We start from the raw sequence: 16,759 nt of genomic DNA, 5'->3' as shown, positions 1-16,759 counted from the left end.
TGATCGAGCCTGCCCCTCGGCGTCCGCCGACTGAAGGACCGCTTCGCTCCGGGTTGTTACCCTCAGGGCAATACCGAGCGCACGACCGAGTCGAAGGCACTGCCGGAGGGAGGGCGAAACCATGGAGTCCCGCCCGTTGCGCTACTTCGTCGCCGTCGCCGAGGAACTCAACTTCACCCGCGCGGCCGAACGGCTGGGCATCTCCGCCCCGCCGCTGTCCCGGGCGATCCGCGGGCTGGAGGCGGAGCTCGGGGTCATCCTCTTCGAGCGCACCACCCACAGCGTGGTCCTGACCCGCGCGGGCGACGTGCTCCTCGCCCAGGCGCGGTTCGCGCTGGACGCCCTGGAGGCCGCCGGGCGGCGGGCCCAGCGCGCGGCGGACCCGCAGCGAGGGCTCGTCCTGGCGGTCAAGGCCGACGGCGACGCGGGACTGCTGGAGCCGCTCCTGGAGCGCTATGCCACCGACCCCGCCGCCGTCCCGGTGACGGTACGGCTGTGCGGGTGGCTGGAACAGCCGCGGCTGCTGCGGCGCGGCGAGGCCGATGCCGCGCTGGTCCACGAGCCCTTCGACCGCACCGGCCTGGACAGCGAGACCCTGATCGCCGAGCCGCGTGTGGCGGTGCTCGGCGCGGCCCACCCGCTCGCCGCCCGCGACCAGGTCCTCCTCGCCGACCTGGGGCTGCGCCCCGGGGATGTGCACCGGTTCCTGGCGGACATGCGCGACGAGGGCCGTGATCTGGCCCAGTTGCTCACCCGTGTCGCCCTGGGCGAGTTGGTCGCGCTGCTTCCGGCGTCCGTCGCCGACCGCTATCCGCGCCCGGGGGCCGTCTACCGGCCCGTCCCGGACGCGCCGCCCTCGCTGCTGGCGGTCGCCTGGCCGCAGCAGTCCCGTTCCATGGCGACCGCGGCCCTCGTCCGGGCGGCGGCCGCCGTCGCCGCGGCCGCCCGGGTGGGGGACGACGGCGCGGCTCCGGCGGGTCAGCCCGTCGCGTCCACCAGCGCGAGGTCGTGGAGTCTCTCCGGCGGGCCCGGACGCGCGTAGTACCAGCCCTGGGCCGTGTCGCAGCCCAGGATCCGCAGCTGCTCGGCCTGGGCGCCGGTCTCCACGCCCTCGACCGTGACCGCCAGGTCGAGGCTGTGGGCGAGCGAGACGATGCCCTCCACGATCTTCAGGTCGACGGGGTCGGCGGGGAACTGCTGCATGCCCTGGGTGAAGGAGCGGTCCAGCTTGAGGATGCTCACCGGCAGGCGGCGCAGGTTGGCGAGGTTGGAGTAGCCGGTGCCGAAGTCGTCCAGGGCGATGTCGACGCCCATCTCCGCGAGCCGGCGCAGGGGTTTGAGCAGGTCGTCGTCGGCGCCGATGAGCGCGGACTCGGTGACCTCCAGGCACAGGGCGTCCGGGGTGACGCCCGACCGTTCGAGGATGTCCACCGTGTCCTGCACCAGGCCGGGGTGGGTGAGCTGGCACGGCGACAGGTTGACGTTGATCCGCAGCGGGCCGGCCGCCTGCTGCTCGCCCTGGAGTTCCCGCCAGGCGCGGGCCTGCCGGATCGACTCCTCCAGGACCCAGCGGCCGAGCGGGACGATCAGGCCGGTGTGCTCGGCGAGCGGGATGAAACGGTCGGGGCCGAGGACGCCGTGCTGCGGGTGCAGCCAGCGCACCAGGGCCTCGGCGCCGCGCACGCTCCCGTCGCCGAGGTGGACCAGGGGCTGGTACTCGATGAAGAACTCGCCGCGCTCCAGCGCGGTCGGCAGGGCCGTGGTCAGGCCGTGCCGGGTGATGGCGCGGGCGTCGGCCTCGGGGTCGGCGAGTTCGGAGCGGTTGCCGCCCGCCGACTTGGCCCGGTACATGGTGATGTCGGCGCTGCGCAGCACCTCGGCGGCGGTGCGCTCCCCGGCCGGGCCCTCCACGATGCCGAGGCTGCCGCGCACCATGAGGTCGCGGCCGTCGATGCTGATCGGCGTGACCAGCGCATTCATGATGCGCTCGGCGAGTTCGTCCACCTTGCGTTCGGTGCCGGGGCCGGTGGTCAGGGCCACGAACTCGTCGCCGCCGAGCCGGGCGACCATCTCGCCGGGCGCGGTGGCGCAGGACTGGAGCCGGTCGGCGACCTCCACCAGCAGCCGGTCGCCGGCCGCGTGGCCGAGGCTGTCGTTGATGGTCTTGAACCCGTCCAGGTCCAGGTAGCACAGGCCGAAGCGCTGGCCCGCGCCCGCGCCGAGGGCCTTCTCCAGCCGCTCGAAGAACAGGGAGCGGTTGGGCAGGCCGGTGAGGGCGTCGTGCGTGGCCTCGTAGCGCAGCCGGAGGTTGAGCAGCCGGCGCTCGGTGGTGTCCTCCATGAGGGCGAGCTGGTACTGCGGGTCACCGTCGGCGTCGCGCAGCAGGGACACCGTCAGGTTGGTCCACAGGACCGTCCCGTCGGGGCGGTTGAAGGCCTTCTCGACGTGGTAGTGCTCGCGCTCGCCGCTCACGAGTTCGTCGTAGAGCCGCCAGATCTGCGGGGCGTCCTCGTGGTGCACCCAGTCCTGGACGCGCCGGCCGCGCAGATTCTGCTCGGAGAGGCCGAACATGCGCAGCAGCGCCTCGTTGACCTGGAGGACGTTGCCTTCGAGGTCGGCGATGCCGATTCCTATCGCGGCGCCCTCGAAGACCGCGCGGAAGCGGGCCTCGCTCGCGTGCAGCGCCTGGGCCACCACGCCCTGGGCCCGCAACGCGGCCTGTGCGATGGCCTCCTGCTCGGCGAGGGTGCGCTCGCGCAGCGCCTGGGCGTAGCCGGCGGCCATGGCGTGCTGCAACCGGGAGGAGCGGATGCGCAGTTCGTCCTGGGGGCCGTCCTCGCCGCAGTACAGCACCAGGTAGGCGTCGACGCAGTCGAGGGTGCGGGCCAGTGCCTCGGGGTCGGTGCAGTGCGCCTCGACCAGGGCGGCGCCCACGGCCTTCGCGGCGTCCGCGTCGAAGCTGCGGGCCCGCAGCAGTTCACTCAGCCGGCGTGCGAGCGGGAGGAGTCGTTCCTCGAACTCGGTGCGGGTCAGCGACGTGGAGGTCACCGGGAAGAGTGCCCGGCTCCAGATCGTCGTCAGCCGGCGCAGTCTGCCCTCCGGCTGGTCCGGCTCCGCGTTCACGCCGTACGCCCCACTCCGGCGAATCCGGAGAAGGCATACGCATCCTCGTCCTCCGGCGCCGGGTCCGGGCGCCAGAGCGGCATCGGCACCAGTCCGGGTTCCACCATGTCGTACCCCTCGAAGAACCGCGCGATCTCCTCGCGCGAGCGCATGATCAGCGGGTTGCGAATGTCCTTGTACACGTCCACCGCGCCCCCGGCCCGCTCGGCGGGCACCGGGATTCCCTCGTACGAGGCATGGGTGAGGATCAGCAGGCTGCCGGGCGCGAGCGCCTCGCGCAGCTCGGCCACCGCACCGTACGGTTCGTCCGCGTCTTCCACGAAGTGCAGTATGGCAACGAGGAGGAGGGCCACTGGCCGATTCAGGTCGATCAGCCGGTCCAGAGGGGGGCTGGAGAGGATCTCCCGAGGCTTGCGCAGGTCCGCCGCGACCACGTCGGCGTCGTCGTTGCCCGCCAGCACCGCCTGGCTGTGCGCGACGGCCACCGGGTCGTTGTCGACGTAGACCACCCGCGCGCCCGGCACGGCCGCCTGCGCCACCTCGTGGACGTTGCCGAAGGTGGGGATGCCGGACCCGATGTCGAGGAACTGGGTGATGCCCTCCCCGGCCGCGAACCGCACGGCCCGGCGCATGAACGCCCGGTTGGCCTGCATGATCTTCGGCAGGCCCGGCAGGAACTCCATGGCCTTGCGGGCCGCTTCCCGGTCGACCTCGAAGTTGTGCGAACCGCCCAGGTAGAAGTCGTAGATCCGCGAGACGCTGGGCACCGAGATGTCGATGCTCCGCGGGGCCCAGGCGGGTCGCTCCATGTATCTCTCCAAGACGGTGGACGGGTGCAGGCGATCCGGTGTTCGAGCTGAGGCTACTGATCGCCCGCCAAAGGAGCGACCCGAACCGGAAATTGACCGTCCGTTCCCGGTCACTGCCTGCGGCAAGTGCCCGTATGGCCCCGCTGTGTGACGGCGGTACGGGCAGCTCGAGCGTTCACCGCACACAACGATCCGCCCCCTCCGTGCGGTGCGGAGGGGGCGGATCTTCGGCCGCGCGCCGGGGCGGGCGGGGCGATCGACCTGGGGAGGTGATCAGTTGCCCGGCGCGCCGACCGGCTTTCCGTCGGGCGAGACGGCGTACCACGTGCCGCCCACGCCCTGACCGTTGGTGTCGCCCGGGGCCTTGTCCCCGGAGAAGGTGTAGATCGGCCAGCAGTTGACGGTCATCTGCTTCACTCCGTCGGGGCGGGTGAAGGGCATCAGGCCCTTCTTCTTGACGCCCTCGGTGTCGTCGGCGTTGACCGGGCCGACCGCCGGCCACTTCTCCAGGCAGGCGCCGGTGCAGCGGGAGACGGACTTCGGCCAGGCCTGGTCCTTCAGGAAGCGGTAGACGGTCATGCCGTTCTTGTCGACGACGACGTCACCCAGCTTGGCGTCCTTGCGGACGGACAGGCCGGGCAGGTCGGACAGCTTGGCCTTCTTGCCGGTGGGGGCGAGCGCGAACCACTTGCCGCCCACGCCCTGGCCGTTGACGTCACCGGCGTTGACGTCCTTGGCGTAGCGGTAGGCGGGCCAGCCGCCGATGGTCAGCTGCTTGGCGCCGTCGGCACGGGTGACCTCGCCGAGCAGCGCCTTGTCGATGCCGGCGCCGGCGGTGGCGTCGGCGGCGGGGACCGGCGGCCAGGTGGTGGCGCAGTCGCCGGCGCAGTTGGACGTGGGCGGGTTGGCGGTGTCCTTGTCGAACCGGTAGAGGGTGAGGCCCGCGCCGTCGGTCAGCACACTGCCCAGCTGGGGGTTGCCGGCCACGGCGAGCTTGCCCGCGGGGGCGGCCGGGGCCGGGGAGCCGGAACTCTGGTTGCCGTCGGCGCCGTAGCCGTTGCCGGCGCCCGGCGAGGCGCCGCTGCCCGGGTTGCCGTAGTCGCCGGCCGCCGCGGTGGCCCCGACGTTCTGGGCCGCCGACGCGGGAGTGGTGGGATTGTCCTGACCGCACGCCGTCGTCAGCGCCAGCACCGAAGCGGCTGTCGCCACCAGTGAGGCGGTCCGCCAGGAGGTCTTCATCGTCAACTCCCCATTATCGCCTGGATATTGCAGCGCCCTGATGTGCCGCCGCACGGCCATGGGTACGCACCGCGGGGGCCTCGGCGTTCAACGGCTGCCGGAATTTCTTTCCGGACGCTGTGCGGCTCCGGCGCCGGGACAGAGACACCAGAGGGACACACGGGGCGATAGCGGACGCTTCCGCTCGCCAAACCTCTGATCACCCCATCTCCCTCTTTCGGAGCAATCTCGGCCCACTACGGGGTACGGCGGCCTCCCGCGCCTCATGATCTCGGTCGTGCCTGGACCCGAAGTGACCCGATGCGCGCCCGCCACACGGGTGTTGGCCCTGATGACGCTGACCTGGGCCCTGGTGGGCTGGCCGGCCGGCAGCGCGTCGGCCGACGCCTGCGCGTACGCCTCCACGGGCCCGGACGGCACGGTGGCGGTGGCCCATGCCGGCGGCTACCACTGGCCCGACCCGCCCTGTCCGAAGCCGCCCCCGCCACCGTGTCCGCCGACGCCCACGCCGACGCCCACTCCCCCTCCCCCGCCGACCCCGCCGCCGAAGCCGACGCCTCCGCCCGAGCCGACGCCGACCCCGAAACCGCCACCCCGGCCGGTGCCGAAGCCACCGCCGAGACCGGCCCCCGCGCCGCGACCGCCCGCCCGGCCCGCCCCGGCGCCCCCGGCGCCCCGGCCGACCCCCACCCCCACGCCACCGCCGAGACCCACGCCGAAGCCGACGCCCAAGCCCACCCCGCGGCCCTCCGTGACCCCGGTGAGCTACCCGGCGGAGTACCACCCCCACGCCATCAGCCGTCCCACGCACGGCCACACCTCGCCCGTCACCTACGTCCTGCTCATCACCGTCCCCGCGATCGTCGCCGTGGCGGCGCTGCGCCCGCGCTGACGCGCCGGCACCCCTCACTCCCTGGAGGCATCAGTTGTCGGATTGGCTTGTTCTCATCCTCGCGATGCTGGGGGCCTGTGCCGTGGTGGTCGTCATCACGCTGCTACGGCACCGGGCGGCCGCGGAGGACGAGGATCCCAACGAGACCCCGGACGTCATCGAGTACATGACGATGTGGATCGGTGTCATCTACGCCATCGTCCTGGGCCTGGCCATCGCGGGCGTGTGGGAGGCGCGCAGCAGCGCCCAGGACCACGTGCAGACCGAGGCCCAGGCACTGCACGAGATCTCCGAGCGGGTCCGGGTCTACCCGCCCGACGTCCGGGACGGGATCCGCGCGGACATCGACGCCTACGTCGGTTACGTCGTCCACACCGAGTGGCGGACGATGGCGGACGACGAGCGGGTCACGGACCGCGGCACCGAACTGCTGCACAAGGTGCGGGAGGCCGTGACCGACTACCAGCCGAAGAACGACTTCGAGGCGCAGGCCTACCAGCCGCTGCTGGACCAGATGGCCACCGCCGACCAGGCCCGCAACGCGCGCGCCGACTCCACCGGGGCCACCATGCCGCCGGTCGTGTGGTGGGGGCTGCTGACCGGTGCGCTGATCACCATCGGCATGGTGTTCGCGCTCCAGATCCGGCGCACCGGGCGCGAACTGGTCCTGGCCGGGCTGTTCTCCGCGACGATCGCCTTCATGCTGTTCCTCATCTGGGACTTCGACGCGCCCTACAGCCGGGGTATCGCGGTGACGGCGGAGCCGTTCCAGACCCTGTTCCCGGGCATCACCGGGTAGCCCACGGCAGGCCTCCGCCCCCGGCTTCCCTCGGGGAACCGGGGCGAAGGCCTGCCGACGCGCGTGCTCGGGAGCGGGGGGAGATCCGGTGGCCTCGGCGGCGCACCGGGGACTCAGGCGCGCTTCTCGTGGCGGCGGCGCATCCAGAAGGCACCACCTCCGAGCACGGCCGCGCCCACGAGGCCGCCGCCGATGGCCATGTCGGTGGGCGTCGCGCCGCTGGTCCTGCTCCCGCCGAGGCCGCCGTTGACCCCGCCGATGACGCTGAAGGCCCCGCGCCGGGTCAGGGTGCGGCCGTCGCAGCGGACGGTGACGTCGTACCGGCCGCGGCCCGCGTCGCGGTCCACGATGGCGACACCCCGCGCGGTGTCGTCGTGGACCGCGTCCAGGTCGATGGTGCCGAAGGCGTCGGAACTCGCCGTACCGCGCCGGCAGCCGTTCACGATGACGGTGATGCGGCCCCCGGCCGAGACGATGTCGGGCGTCACGAAGATGTCCTGCGAGTTGCCGAACTCGTCACCCCGGCCGAACTCGTCACCCCGCCCGAACTCGTCACCCCGCCCGAACTCGTCTCCGCGCCCGTTGCCACGGTGGCCGTTGCCCTCACCGCCGCGGCCGTTGCCCTCGCCTCCACGGCCGTTGCCGTTGAAGTTGCCGTGGCCGTTGTTGCCGTTGAAGTTCCCGTTGCCGTGGCCGTTGTTGTTGCCGTTGAAGTTGCCTTTGCCGTGGCCGTTGTTGTTGCCGTTGAAGTTGCCGTTGCCGTGGCCGTTGTTGCCGTTGAAGTTTCCGTTGCCGTGGCCGTTGTTGCCGTTGAAGTTGCCGTTGAAGTTTCCGTTCCCGGGGAAGACGCCGTTCCCGGGGAAGACGCCGTTCCCGGGGAAGACTCCGTTCCCGCTGAAGGTGCCGATGTTGCCGGTACCGGGCACGATGACCGCGGGGTTGTTGTCGGTGCTGCTCGGCCCGCCGCCGTTGCCCATGCCGTCCGCGACGGCGTCAGGGGCGGCGAGCCCGAGCACGGCGACCGCGGTGCACGCCGCCGCCAGGGCGCGTTGGTTGCGCATGTGATCCTCCGCGGGAGGCGCCCCGGGTCCCGTCCCCGGTGGATCGGCGAGAAAACACCTCCCGGGTAGACCCTCAGACGCGCAGAACACGCCCGCATGTCGAGAATGGTCCGTCCTGGTGAGCCGACACGCCGACGGACAACCACACAATCGGATATTGCCGCAGGTCACAGACCGTCAGAAATTTCCTGGAAACGGCAACTCGGATGGCGCACCGACCGGGTGCGGGGCCACCCGTTCGCCGTTCGACCCGTCGCCCGCCGCACGCGCGGGACTTAGCGTTTTCCCATGCGCGAGGGACGTGCCGAGGCCCGCGTCGAGAGGGGTGACGAATGTCTGCGTCCAAGCTGGCCCAGCTTGCCGAAGAGGAGGAGCGACGGAGGAGGCGCGCCCCCTGGGGGGTGATAGCGCTCGTTCTGCTCACCGGCCTGGCGCTCATGCGCAATGGCTCGGGCGAGTTCGACGTCGGCCCGCCGCAGCCCGCCACGGCGGCGGCCCCGGACAACCGCGCCACCCTGGGCACCCTCGCACCGGGGCCCGCACCCCTGCCGTTCTCCCCCGCGCAGCGGGTGCGGATCCCGGCGATCCGGGTCGACGCGCCCGTGATGCAGGTCGGGCTGGACGCGGACGGCTGGGTCGCCGCGCCGCCACCGGAGAACCCGGACCTGGCCGGCTGGTTCACCGGAGCCGTCTCCCCGGGCGAGAAGGGCACCGCGGTCATCGTCGGACACGTCGACAACAAGCAGGGCCCCGCCGTGTTCTACGGCCTCGGGGCGCTGAAGAAGGGGAACCAGGTCGAGGTCCTGCGCCAGGACGGGAAGACCGCCGTGTTCGAGATCTACGGGATCGAGGTGTTCGAGAAGAGCAACTTCCCGGGCGACCGGGTGTACGGCTCGAAGGGGGCGCCGGAGCTGCGGGTCATCACCTGCGGTGGCGGCTTCTCGAAGCAGAACGGCTACGACGGGAACGTCGTGGTCTTCGCCCGCCTGGCCACGGTCGTCTGAACCACCGCGGCCCGGCGGGCGGGAAGAGGGGCGGGTCCCCCGGAAGGCGTCACACGCGGCGGCGCGGCACGGTGAGGCGGTACCCGGAGTCGATCAGATAGGGCAGCCACTCGCGGATCGCGCGGACGGTCTGCGAGCGGTCGCCCCCGGCGTCGTGGGAGAGCACCACGACACCGGGGGCGGCCCCGTTCTCCACCCGGTCGATGATGGTGCGGGTACCGGGCACCATCCAGTCGGTGGTGTCCACGGTCCAGGCCATCGGCTCCATGCCCATCTGGGCGCCCAGCTGGAACGCGGCGCGGTTCCAGGCGCCGTAGGGTGCGCGGAACCACTGCGGGCGCTCGCCGTAGGCGTCCTCGATGGCGTCGCTGGTGCTCTCCATCTCGGAGCGGATCTCACGGCGGTTGAGCTCGGTCAGCAGCGGGTGCGTCCAGGTGTGGTTGCCGACGACGTGGCCCTCGTCGGCCATCCGGGCGAGCAGTTCCCTGTTCCGCACGACGCACTCGCCGCAGACGAAGAACATCGCCCGTACGCGGTGCTTGGCGAGGGTGTCCAGGATGTGCGGGGTGTAGTCCGGGTTGGGACCGTCGTCGAAGGTCAGCACCATGTGCCGGCCGCTCGTGGAGACCTGCATGATGGGTTCCTCGCGCACCTTCAGCTTGCGGGGCGCGGCGCGTGGCGGTCCGTCTCCGGTGAGCGGCTGGAGCCGGAAGGCGGAGGGCTTGAGCGCCTGACGGGCCTGTGGGCCGGCGACGGGGGCGGCGGTGCCGCGGGCGGCCTCCTCGCCGCTCTGCGCCAGGACGGCTCCGGCGGTGCCCGCGGCTCCCAGGGCGGCGACGCCGGCGAGGAGCATCCGGCGCCGGGTGAACAACTGATCCTTCTGCATGACCCATCAGTCGCCCCACCGGAGTCCGCCGCACCACAACGGCACCGGTGCGGCGGCGGTAATGCACCCGGACAGCGCAGTGGGCGCCGGACGCCTCAGCGGCGGCGCACGAGCGGGAAGGGCAGTGTCTCGCGGATCGTCAGACCGGTGAGGAACATGACGACCCGGTCGACGCCGAGGCCGAGCCCGCCGGTCGGGGGCATGCCGTAGGCGAGGGCCTGGAGGAAGTCCTCGTCCAGTTCCATGGCCTCCGGGTCGCCGCCCGCGGCGAGCAGTGACTGGTCGGTGAGCCGGCGGCGCTGTTCGACGGGGTCGGTCAGCTCGGTGGACGCGGTGCCGAGTTCGGTGCCGAAGGCGACGAGGTCCCAGCGTTCGGCGAGCCGCGGGTCGGTGCGGTGCCGCCGGGTCAGCGGGCAGACACGGGCCGGGAAGTCCTTGTAGAAGGTGGGCGGTCCGGTCCGGCGCTCGACCAGCCGCTCGTACATCTCCAGGACGACGTCACCGGGCCCGTCGTCCGCGGTGTACGGCACCCCGGTGCGGTCGCACAGCCGGTGCAGCCGCAGCAGTTCGGTGCCGGGGCCGATCTCCTCCCCGAGCGCCTCGGACAGCGCCCCGTGCACGGTCTTGACGGGCCAGGTCCCGGAGATGTCGTGTTCCCCGCCGTCCCTGCGGGCGACCGGGGAGCCGAAGGCGGCGGTCGCGGCGCCCTGGACCAGTTCGCGGGCGAGGTCGAGCATGACGTCGTAGTCGGCGTGCGCCTGGTAGGCCTCCAGCATGGTGAACTCGGGGTTGTGCTGGTGGGAGACGCCCTCGTTGCGGAAGGTGCGGCCCAGTTCGAAGACCTTCTCCAGACCGCCGACGCACAGCCGCTTCAGGTACAGCTCGGGGGCGATGCGCAGGTACAGGTCGAGGTCGTAGGCGTTGATGTGGGTGGTGAAGGGGCGGGCGTGGGCGCCGCCGTGGACCTGGTGGAGCACCGGGGTCCCGACCTCCAGGTAGCCGCGGTCCAGCAGCCCCTGGCGCAGGGCCTGGACGGCGGCGGAGCGGGTGCGCAGGACGGCGCGCGCGTCGGGGCTGGTGATCAGGTCCAGGTGGCGCTGGCGGACCTTGGCCTCGGGGTCGGTCAGGCCGTGCCGCTTGTGGGGCAGGGGGTGCAGGCACTTGCCGGTGAGCTGCCAGGAGGTGACGAAGACGGTGGGTTCACCGGTGTCGCTGGGGGCGGCGTGGCCGGTGACGGTGATGTGGTCGCCGATGTCGGTGTCGCGGGTGAAGCGGTCGAGTGCGGGGCCGGAGCCGTCGCGGGTGAGGGCGATCTGGTGGTCGCCGGACCAGTCGCGCAGCAGGGCGAAGACGATGCCGCCGTGGTCGCGGACGAGCATGACGCGGCCGGCCACGGTGACGTCCGCGCCGGGGGTGACGTCGGCGAGGGCGTGGGTCGGGGCGGGTACGCCCGCGGGATAGGGGTCGGTGCCGGTGGCGCGCAGCCGGTCGCGGGTGCGGTAGCGCACCCGGACCTGGTCGGACGGGCCCGCGTCCGGAGTGGCGGGCCCGGCCCCGTCCCCTCCGGCGGGGCCGGACACCGGCAGGGACGGCGGGCCCGCCGTGGTGGCGGGCCGCCGTCCGCCTTCCGAGTGCCCTTTTCCCCAGAGTCTGCGCAGCGAGGGGACGGGGACGAAGCCTTCGGCGATGGCGGAGGCGAGGCCGATGCGGGCGAGGTGGGCGGTGTCGCCGTAGCAGATGAAGCGCGGGTACCACTCGGGGAGGTACTTGGCGTTGGAGCGGTACAGGGCCTCCAGCTGCCACCACCGGGAGAGGAACAGCAGCAGCCGGCGCCACAGCCGCAGGACCGGTCCGGCACCGATGCGGGCGCCCTCCTCGAAGGCCGAGCGGAAGACGGCGAAGTTCAGGGAGACGCGGCGCACGCCCAGTTTCGGCGCGGCGGCGCACAGTTCCGCGACCATGAACTCCATGACCCCGTTGGGGGCGGTGCGGTCACGGCGCATCAGGTCCAGGGAGACGCCGTCGCGGCCCCAGGGCACGAAGGAGAGCAGCGCGAGCAGCCGGCCGTCCTCGCCCAGGGCCTCCACGAGCAGGCAGTCGCCGTCGGCGGGGTCGCCGAGCCGGCCCAGGGCCATGGAGAAGCCGCGTTCGGTCTCGGTGTCCCGCCAGGCGTCGGCCTTGCGGACGATCTCCTCCATCTCGCGTTCGCCGAGGTGCGCGTAGCGGCGGATGCGGCAGACGGCTCCCGTGCGGCGGACCCGGTGCACGGCCTGCCGGGTGACGCGCATCCCGCGGCCGGCCAGGTCGAATCCGGAGACGCGCAGGACCGCCTCGTCGCCGAGCTGGAGGGCGCCGAGGCCGGCGCGGGCACAGGCGAGGGCGCCGGCTTCGGAGGCGCCCATGACGGCGGGCGTCCAGGCGTGCCGGCGGGCCAGGCCGAGCCAGGCGTCGATGGCGCGCGGCCAGGCCTCCGGGTCGCCGACGGGGTCCCCGGAGGCCAGGCACACGCCGGCCTCGACGCGGTAGGTGACGGCCGCCTTGCCGCTGGGCGAGAAGACGACGGCCTTGTCGCGCCGGGTGGCGAAGTAGCCGAGGGAGTCCCGGTCGCCGTACTCGGCCAGCAGGGCGCGGATGCGGGCCTCCTCGTCGCCGTGCAGGGCGGCTTCGAGGCGCTGGGAGCGGAACAGCGCGGCCGCCGCGTTGAGCAGGGCGAGGGCGCCGAACAGGCCGAGCACGAAGGTCACCTGGCGTGGCGGGCGGCCGTCGAAGTCGCTGGCCGGGACCAGCCCGCCGCACACCCGGGCGGCGGCCCAGGCCAGGTGCTGGCCGGCCGGGAGCGTGCCGGGGAAGAGCAGCACCAGGCCCCAGCCGAGCAGGATGGCCACGGCGAGCCCGGCCAGCAGCACGGCGAGGGCCCGCCATACGGCGCCGCGGCGGGAGACGGCGTAGAACTCCCCGCGCGCGAGCACGAGCAGGAGCAGCAGCAGCGCGCACAGCACGAGGGACGGCAGCGACTCGGCGTACAGGCCGGCGGCGGTGCCGAGCGCGTCGGCGAGGACGAGCAGGGCGAGGCAGACGGCGACCAGCCACCAGGCGATCTTCTTGCGGGCGGCGAGGGCGCCGGCCAGCAGGAACAGGAAGACGGCGTAGGCGAGGTTGTCGCTGATGGGGATGAGGAGCTGGTCGAGGGTGCGGACGAGCGGGCGGAGCGGCCGGCGCAGCGGGCTGACGACCGCGAGCAGGGCGCACAGCAGGCCGAGGGCGGCGACGAGGGTCGCGAAGGCGTGCGGGACCCGGCCGAGGCGTCCGCCGGCGGGCGGTCCGGCCGGCGCCGTGGCGGCCTCCCGTGCGGGCGGTTCCGCGGTGGCGGTCATGGTTCCGACTCTAGGAAGGGCTGCTGTGCCCCGCCCGTCGAGCGGCCCCCCGTGAACCGCCGTTCACCAGGAACGGTCGGTTCCGATAGCCTCGTGGCGTGACGGAACAGCATCACGAGCAGCACTCGCACGCGCACCGGTTCGAACGGGGTACGGACGGGCCGAAGGTCATCGTGGTCGGCGTCGACGGCTCCGACTCCTCGATGCGTGCCGCCGCGTACGCGGCCGGTCTGGCCCGGCGCCAGCGCGCGCTGCTGGCGGTGGTGTACGTGCAGCCGGTGCTCGCGGCCGGGGCGGCGCTCGGGGTGCCGGTGGCGGAGACCACCGACGAGATCGCGGAGGACCTGGTCGCGCAGATCCGGGACGCGGCGGAGCGGCTCAAGGGGACGTTCGAGGTGCGCTGGGAGTTCCACACCTTCCGCGGCGACCCCTACAACGGGCTGGTGAAGGCGGCGGACGAGCTGAAGGCGGACGCGGTGGTGGTGGGCGCCTCGGAACAGGCCGGCCACCGGATCATCGGCTCGGTGGCGGTCCGCCTGGTGAAGACGGGCCGCTGGCCGGTCACCGTCGTGCCGTAGGGCGGCGCGGCGGGGGCGCGGTCCGGCCCCGGCGGCCGGGTGGCGCGCGTGCCGTCGCCGGCCGGCGGCTCGCCGCCCTCCCCCGGCGCGGACCCGGTTCCGGGCCCCGCCCGGGCCGTGCGTGGCGTCTTCCCCGGGGCTTCTGGCTGAGCCATCATGATCCGCCGTCAGCCGTTTGCCGTCGGCGAAGAGGTGAGGCCCATGGACAGGCTCCGTGCGGGTGAGGGGATTCTCCGCCGCAAACCCATCGAGCACATCGAGGAGACGGAGGTCGGTGAGGGCGCCGGCCTGGACAAGTCGCTGGGGCTCTGGCAGCTGACCGCGATCGGTGTGGGCGGCATCATCGGCGCGGGCATCTTCACGCTGGCCGGGACGGTGGCGAACGGCACGGCCGGGCCCGCGGTGCTGGTGTCCTTCCTGATCGCGGGTGTCGCGAGCGCGTGCGCGGCGCTGTCGTACGCCGAGTTCGCGGGGCTGATCCCGAAGGCGGGGTCGGCCTACACCTACGGGTACGCGGTGCTCGGCGAGTTCGCGGGCTGGTTCATCGGCTGGGACCTGCTGCTGGAGTACACCGCGATCGTGGCCGTGGTGGCCATCGGCATCTCCGGCTACTTCAGCTTCCTGGTCGAGCAGATGGGCGCCGGCCTGCCGCGGTGGATGCTGGGCGCGCCCGGCACCGGGGCCGGGCACCGGGTCGACCTGTTCGCGGCCCTGCTCTGCCTGCTGATCGCCTGGCTGCTGAACCAGGGCATCCGCAGCGCGGCCCGCTTCGAGACGTTGGTGGTCGCGCTGAAGGTGCTGGTGGTGCTGCTGGTGATCGGGGTGGGCTTCTTCCACATCGACACGCGCAACTACCACCCGTTCTTCCCGTTCGGCGTCGGCGGGGCGTTCACCGGGGCCGCGACGGTGTTCTTCGCCGTGTTCGGCTACGACGCGATGTCGACGGCGGCCGAGGAGTCGAAGGACGCCCAGCGGCACATGCCGAAGGCGATCATCTACTCGCTGGTGATCTCCATGGTGCTGTACGCGGCGGCCTGTCTGGTGCTGACCGGGATGCAGAACTACAAGGAGATCGACAAGGAGAGCGGCTTCTCCACGGCGTTCAAGTCGGTGGGTCTGGACGCGCTGGCCGACGTGATCGCCGTCGGGGCGATCATCGGCATCCTCACGGTCATGTTCACGTTCATGCTGGGCGTGACCCGGGTGTGGTTCTCGATGTCCCGGGACGGACTGCTGCCGCGGTGGTTCGCGAAGACGCACCCGACGCGGCACGTGCCGACCCGGGTGACCTGGATCGTGGGGCTGGCCTCGGCCGCCATCGCCGGCTTCGTACCGATCGGCGAGGCGGCCGAGCTGACCAACATCGGCATCCTGCTGGCGTTCGTGGTGGTGTGCACGGCGGTGATCGTGCTGCGCTACCGGCAGCCGGAGCTGCCGCGCACCTTCCGGACGCCGGGCATGCCCGTCGTGCCCGCGCTGGGGGTCGTCTTCTCGATCTGGCTGATCACGTTCCTGCAGTGGCAGACCTGGGTGCGGTTCGCGGTGTGGTTCGTGATCGGCTGCGGCATCTACTTCGGCTACTCCTACCGCCGCTCGGTGCTGGCGCAGCGGCCGGTCCCGTAGTCACTCGGCCATGACCAGGCCGTCCTGTCCGGCGCCCCGGCTGAGCACCACGTCCCGGATCCGGTCGCGCACCCCCTCCAGTTCGGCGCCCTCGGCGATGGCCTTGTTGAGGTCCACGACCCGGCCGGCGTCGAGGTCGTACAGCTGGGGGACGAACTCGGCCTTGGTGACCCGCCAGGCCTCTCCCGGCCGGGCGGGCGGGGCGAAGGTGAAGCGGCCGAGGGTGGACTCGTTGCCGCGCGGGTCCTGGGCGCCCTCGCCGTTGTACATCTCGCCGGCGATCTGGTCGCCCATGCCGTAGACCACCCAGGTCCCGTTCACCTTCTCGTACGCCTGCGGGACGTGGGCGTGCGTGCCGAGGATCAGGTCGATGTCCGGGCGGCCGGCCGTGGCCGAGGAGGTGAGCCGCTGGGCGAGGGTGAGCTGCTGCCGGTCGGGCTCGTCCTGCCATTCGGTGCCCCAGTGCACGGAGACCACGACGACGTCGGCGCCGGCCCGGCGGGCCGCGCGCGCGTCGGTGATCATCCGGTCGGCGTCGATCATGTCGACGGCCCAGGGCTGTCCGGGCGGCAGCGCGTTGCCGTTGGTGCCGAAGGTGTACGACAGGTGGGCGACCTTGGCCGAGCCCGCCCGCAGGAGCGTGACCGAGCGGGCTTCGGCCTCGTTGCGGGCGGTCCCGGCGTGTCGCAGGCCGGCCCGGTCCATGGCGTCGAGGGTGCGCCGGATGCCGGCGGCGCCGTCGTCCAGGGCGTGGTTGGAGGCGGTGGAGCAGCCGTCGTAGCCGGTGGCGGCGAGGGCCTGGGCGATCTGCGGCGGGGACTTGAAGTCGGGGTAGCCGGTGTAGTCGCCCTCGGCGCCGTAGACGGTCTCCATGTGGCACAGCGCCAGATCGGCGCCGGAGACGACCGCTTTGACGCCGGCGAGCATCGGGCGGAAGTCGTGGCCGCTGCCGCCGGCGTCGAAGGAGGCCCGCTCGATGACGGAGGTGTGCGGCAGCACGTCTCCGGAGGCGACGAGGGTGAAGCCGTCCGCGGCGGCGGGCGCGGAGCGTCCTTCCGCGCCGGACTCCCGGTTCTGGTTCTGGCAGGCGGCTCCGGCCGCGAGGACGGCGGTCAGGGCCAGGGCCACCTGCTGTCTGCGTCCGATCATCAACTCACCCCAGATTTGTCGTATATACAGACGAAGCCGTCACGGGCATATGGGTATGAATCTGATGAGTCGGATAAACAGCCCGACAGCCGTCCTTAGCCCGTCCGGGGTCCGGACGTACCGCTCACCCGGTTCCCGCCGTACCGCTCGTCCGACCGTTCACCGACGCGTTCGACCGTCCGTCGCACGACCGGATCCGCCCCCTGTCCGCCGGCCGCGCCC

Annotated in this window: 13 protein-coding genes; 6 read left to right on the top strand and 7 right to left on the bottom strand. The window is 72.6% G+C overall.

The genetic code is table 11. The features are described from left to right. Positions 1 to 121 precede the first annotated feature (121 nt). Positions 122 to 1,042, top strand: a complete 921-nt coding sequence (locus ACZ5DC_RS05290) for a LysR family transcriptional regulator (protein WP_468649543.1) — start codon at positions 122 to 124, stop codon at positions 1,040 to 1,042. On the opposite strand, the gene ACZ5DC_RS05285 is transcribed toward ACZ5DC_RS05290, so the two are convergent. The 3 genes from ACZ5DC_RS05285 to ACZ5DC_RS05275 all read right to left on the bottom strand — a co-directional run bounded on the left by ACZ5DC_RS05285 (position 979) and on the right by ACZ5DC_RS05275 (position 5,171). Then, positions 979 to 3,123, bottom strand: coding sequence for a putative bifunctional diguanylate cyclase/phosphodiesterase (locus ACZ5DC_RS05285; protein ID WP_468649541.1), 2,145 nt, complete (start codon positions 3,121 to 3,123; stop codon positions 979 to 981). The genes ACZ5DC_RS05290 and ACZ5DC_RS05285 overlap by 64 nt on opposite strands. After that, complete coding sequence (locus tag ACZ5DC_RS05280; RefSeq protein ID WP_468649539.1) at positions 3,120 to 3,932, bottom strand: SAM-dependent methyltransferase; 813 nt, start codon at positions 3,930 to 3,932, stop codon at positions 3,120 to 3,122. Before ACZ5DC_RS05280 ends, ACZ5DC_RS05285 begins: the two co-directional genes overlap by 4 nt. Before the next feature lie 273 nt (positions 3,933 to 4,205). Then, positions 4,206 to 5,171: an SCO0930 family lipoprotein gene (locus tag ACZ5DC_RS05275; RefSeq protein ID WP_468649942.1), complete on the bottom strand. Its 966-nt coding sequence runs from the start codon at positions 5,169 to 5,171 to the stop codon at positions 4,206 to 4,208. A 760-nt stretch (positions 5,172 to 5,931) separates the two neighbouring features. Between ACZ5DC_RS05275 and ACZ5DC_RS05270 the strand changes: the two genes are divergently transcribed. Both ACZ5DC_RS05270 and ACZ5DC_RS05265 read left to right on the top strand, forming a co-directional pair. After that, a complete protein-coding gene (locus ACZ5DC_RS05270; RefSeq protein ID WP_366748990.1) occupies positions 5,932 to 6,063 on the top strand; it encodes a hypothetical protein in 132 nt (43 codons plus the stop codon). Positions 6,064 to 6,097: 34 nt separating this feature from the next. Next, entirely contained in the window at positions 6,098 to 6,862 is a 765-nt protein-coding gene (locus tag ACZ5DC_RS05265; RefSeq protein ID WP_468649537.1) for a bestrophin-like domain, read from the top strand. A gap of 113 nt (positions 6,863 to 6,975) precedes the next feature. Here ACZ5DC_RS05265 and ACZ5DC_RS05260 read toward each other — a convergent pair whose 3' ends face one another. Continuing rightward, the gene (locus tag ACZ5DC_RS05260; RefSeq protein ID WP_468649535.1) at positions 6,976 to 7,923 is read right to left on the bottom strand and encodes a hypothetical protein; all 948 of its coding nucleotides are present in this window, start codon (positions 7,921 to 7,923) and stop codon (positions 6,976 to 6,978) included. Positions 7,924 to 8,255: 332 nt separating this feature from the next. Here ACZ5DC_RS05260 and ACZ5DC_RS05255 point away from each other — a divergent pair, with 332 nt between their 5' ends. Beyond that, on the top strand, positions 8,256 to 8,927 hold the full coding sequence (locus ACZ5DC_RS05255; protein WP_468649533.1) for a class F sortase: 672 nt from the start codon (positions 8,256 to 8,258) through the stop codon (positions 8,925 to 8,927). 49 nt (positions 8,928 to 8,976) lie between these two features. Here the strand turns inward: ACZ5DC_RS05255 and ACZ5DC_RS05250 are convergent, their stop codons facing one another. Both ACZ5DC_RS05250 and lysX read right to left on the bottom strand, forming a co-directional pair. Then, on the bottom strand, positions 8,977 to 9,813 hold the full coding sequence (locus ACZ5DC_RS05250) for a polysaccharide deacetylase family protein (RefSeq protein ID WP_468649531.1): 837 nt from the start codon (positions 9,811 to 9,813) through the stop codon (positions 8,977 to 8,979). 95 nt (positions 9,814 to 9,908) lie between these two features. After that, entirely contained in the window at positions 9,909 to 13,187 is a 3,279-nt protein-coding gene (gene lysX, locus ACZ5DC_RS05245; protein WP_468649529.1) for a bifunctional lysylphosphatidylglycerol synthetase/lysine--tRNA ligase LysX, read from the bottom strand. 98 nt (positions 13,188 to 13,285) lie between these two features. Between lysX and ACZ5DC_RS05240 the strand changes: the two genes are divergently transcribed. Together ACZ5DC_RS05240 and ACZ5DC_RS05235 are read left to right on the top strand one after the other, a co-directional pair. Beyond that, entirely contained in the window at positions 13,286 to 13,765 is a 480-nt protein-coding gene (locus ACZ5DC_RS05240; RefSeq protein ID WP_366748996.1) for a universal stress protein, read from the top strand. A gap of 201 nt (positions 13,766 to 13,966) precedes the next feature. Then, complete coding sequence (locus ACZ5DC_RS05235) at positions 13,967 to 15,388, top strand: amino acid permease (protein WP_468649527.1); 1,422 nt, start codon at positions 13,967 to 13,969, stop codon at positions 15,386 to 15,388. Here ACZ5DC_RS05235 and ACZ5DC_RS05230 read toward each other — a convergent pair whose 3' ends face one another. Further along, on the bottom strand, positions 15,389 to 16,537 hold the full coding sequence (locus ACZ5DC_RS05230) for a CapA family protein (RefSeq protein WP_468649525.1): 1,149 nt from the start codon (positions 16,535 to 16,537) through the stop codon (positions 15,389 to 15,391). It abuts the gene before it with no gap. Between the last annotated feature and the right edge of the window lie 222 nt (positions 16,538 to 16,759).

It is taken from the genome of Streptomyces sp. NPDC031445, assembly GCF_055581365.1.
The sequence above is the reverse complement of the archived record's forward strand: the minus strand, read 5'-3'. Positions and strand labels throughout refer to the sequence as shown.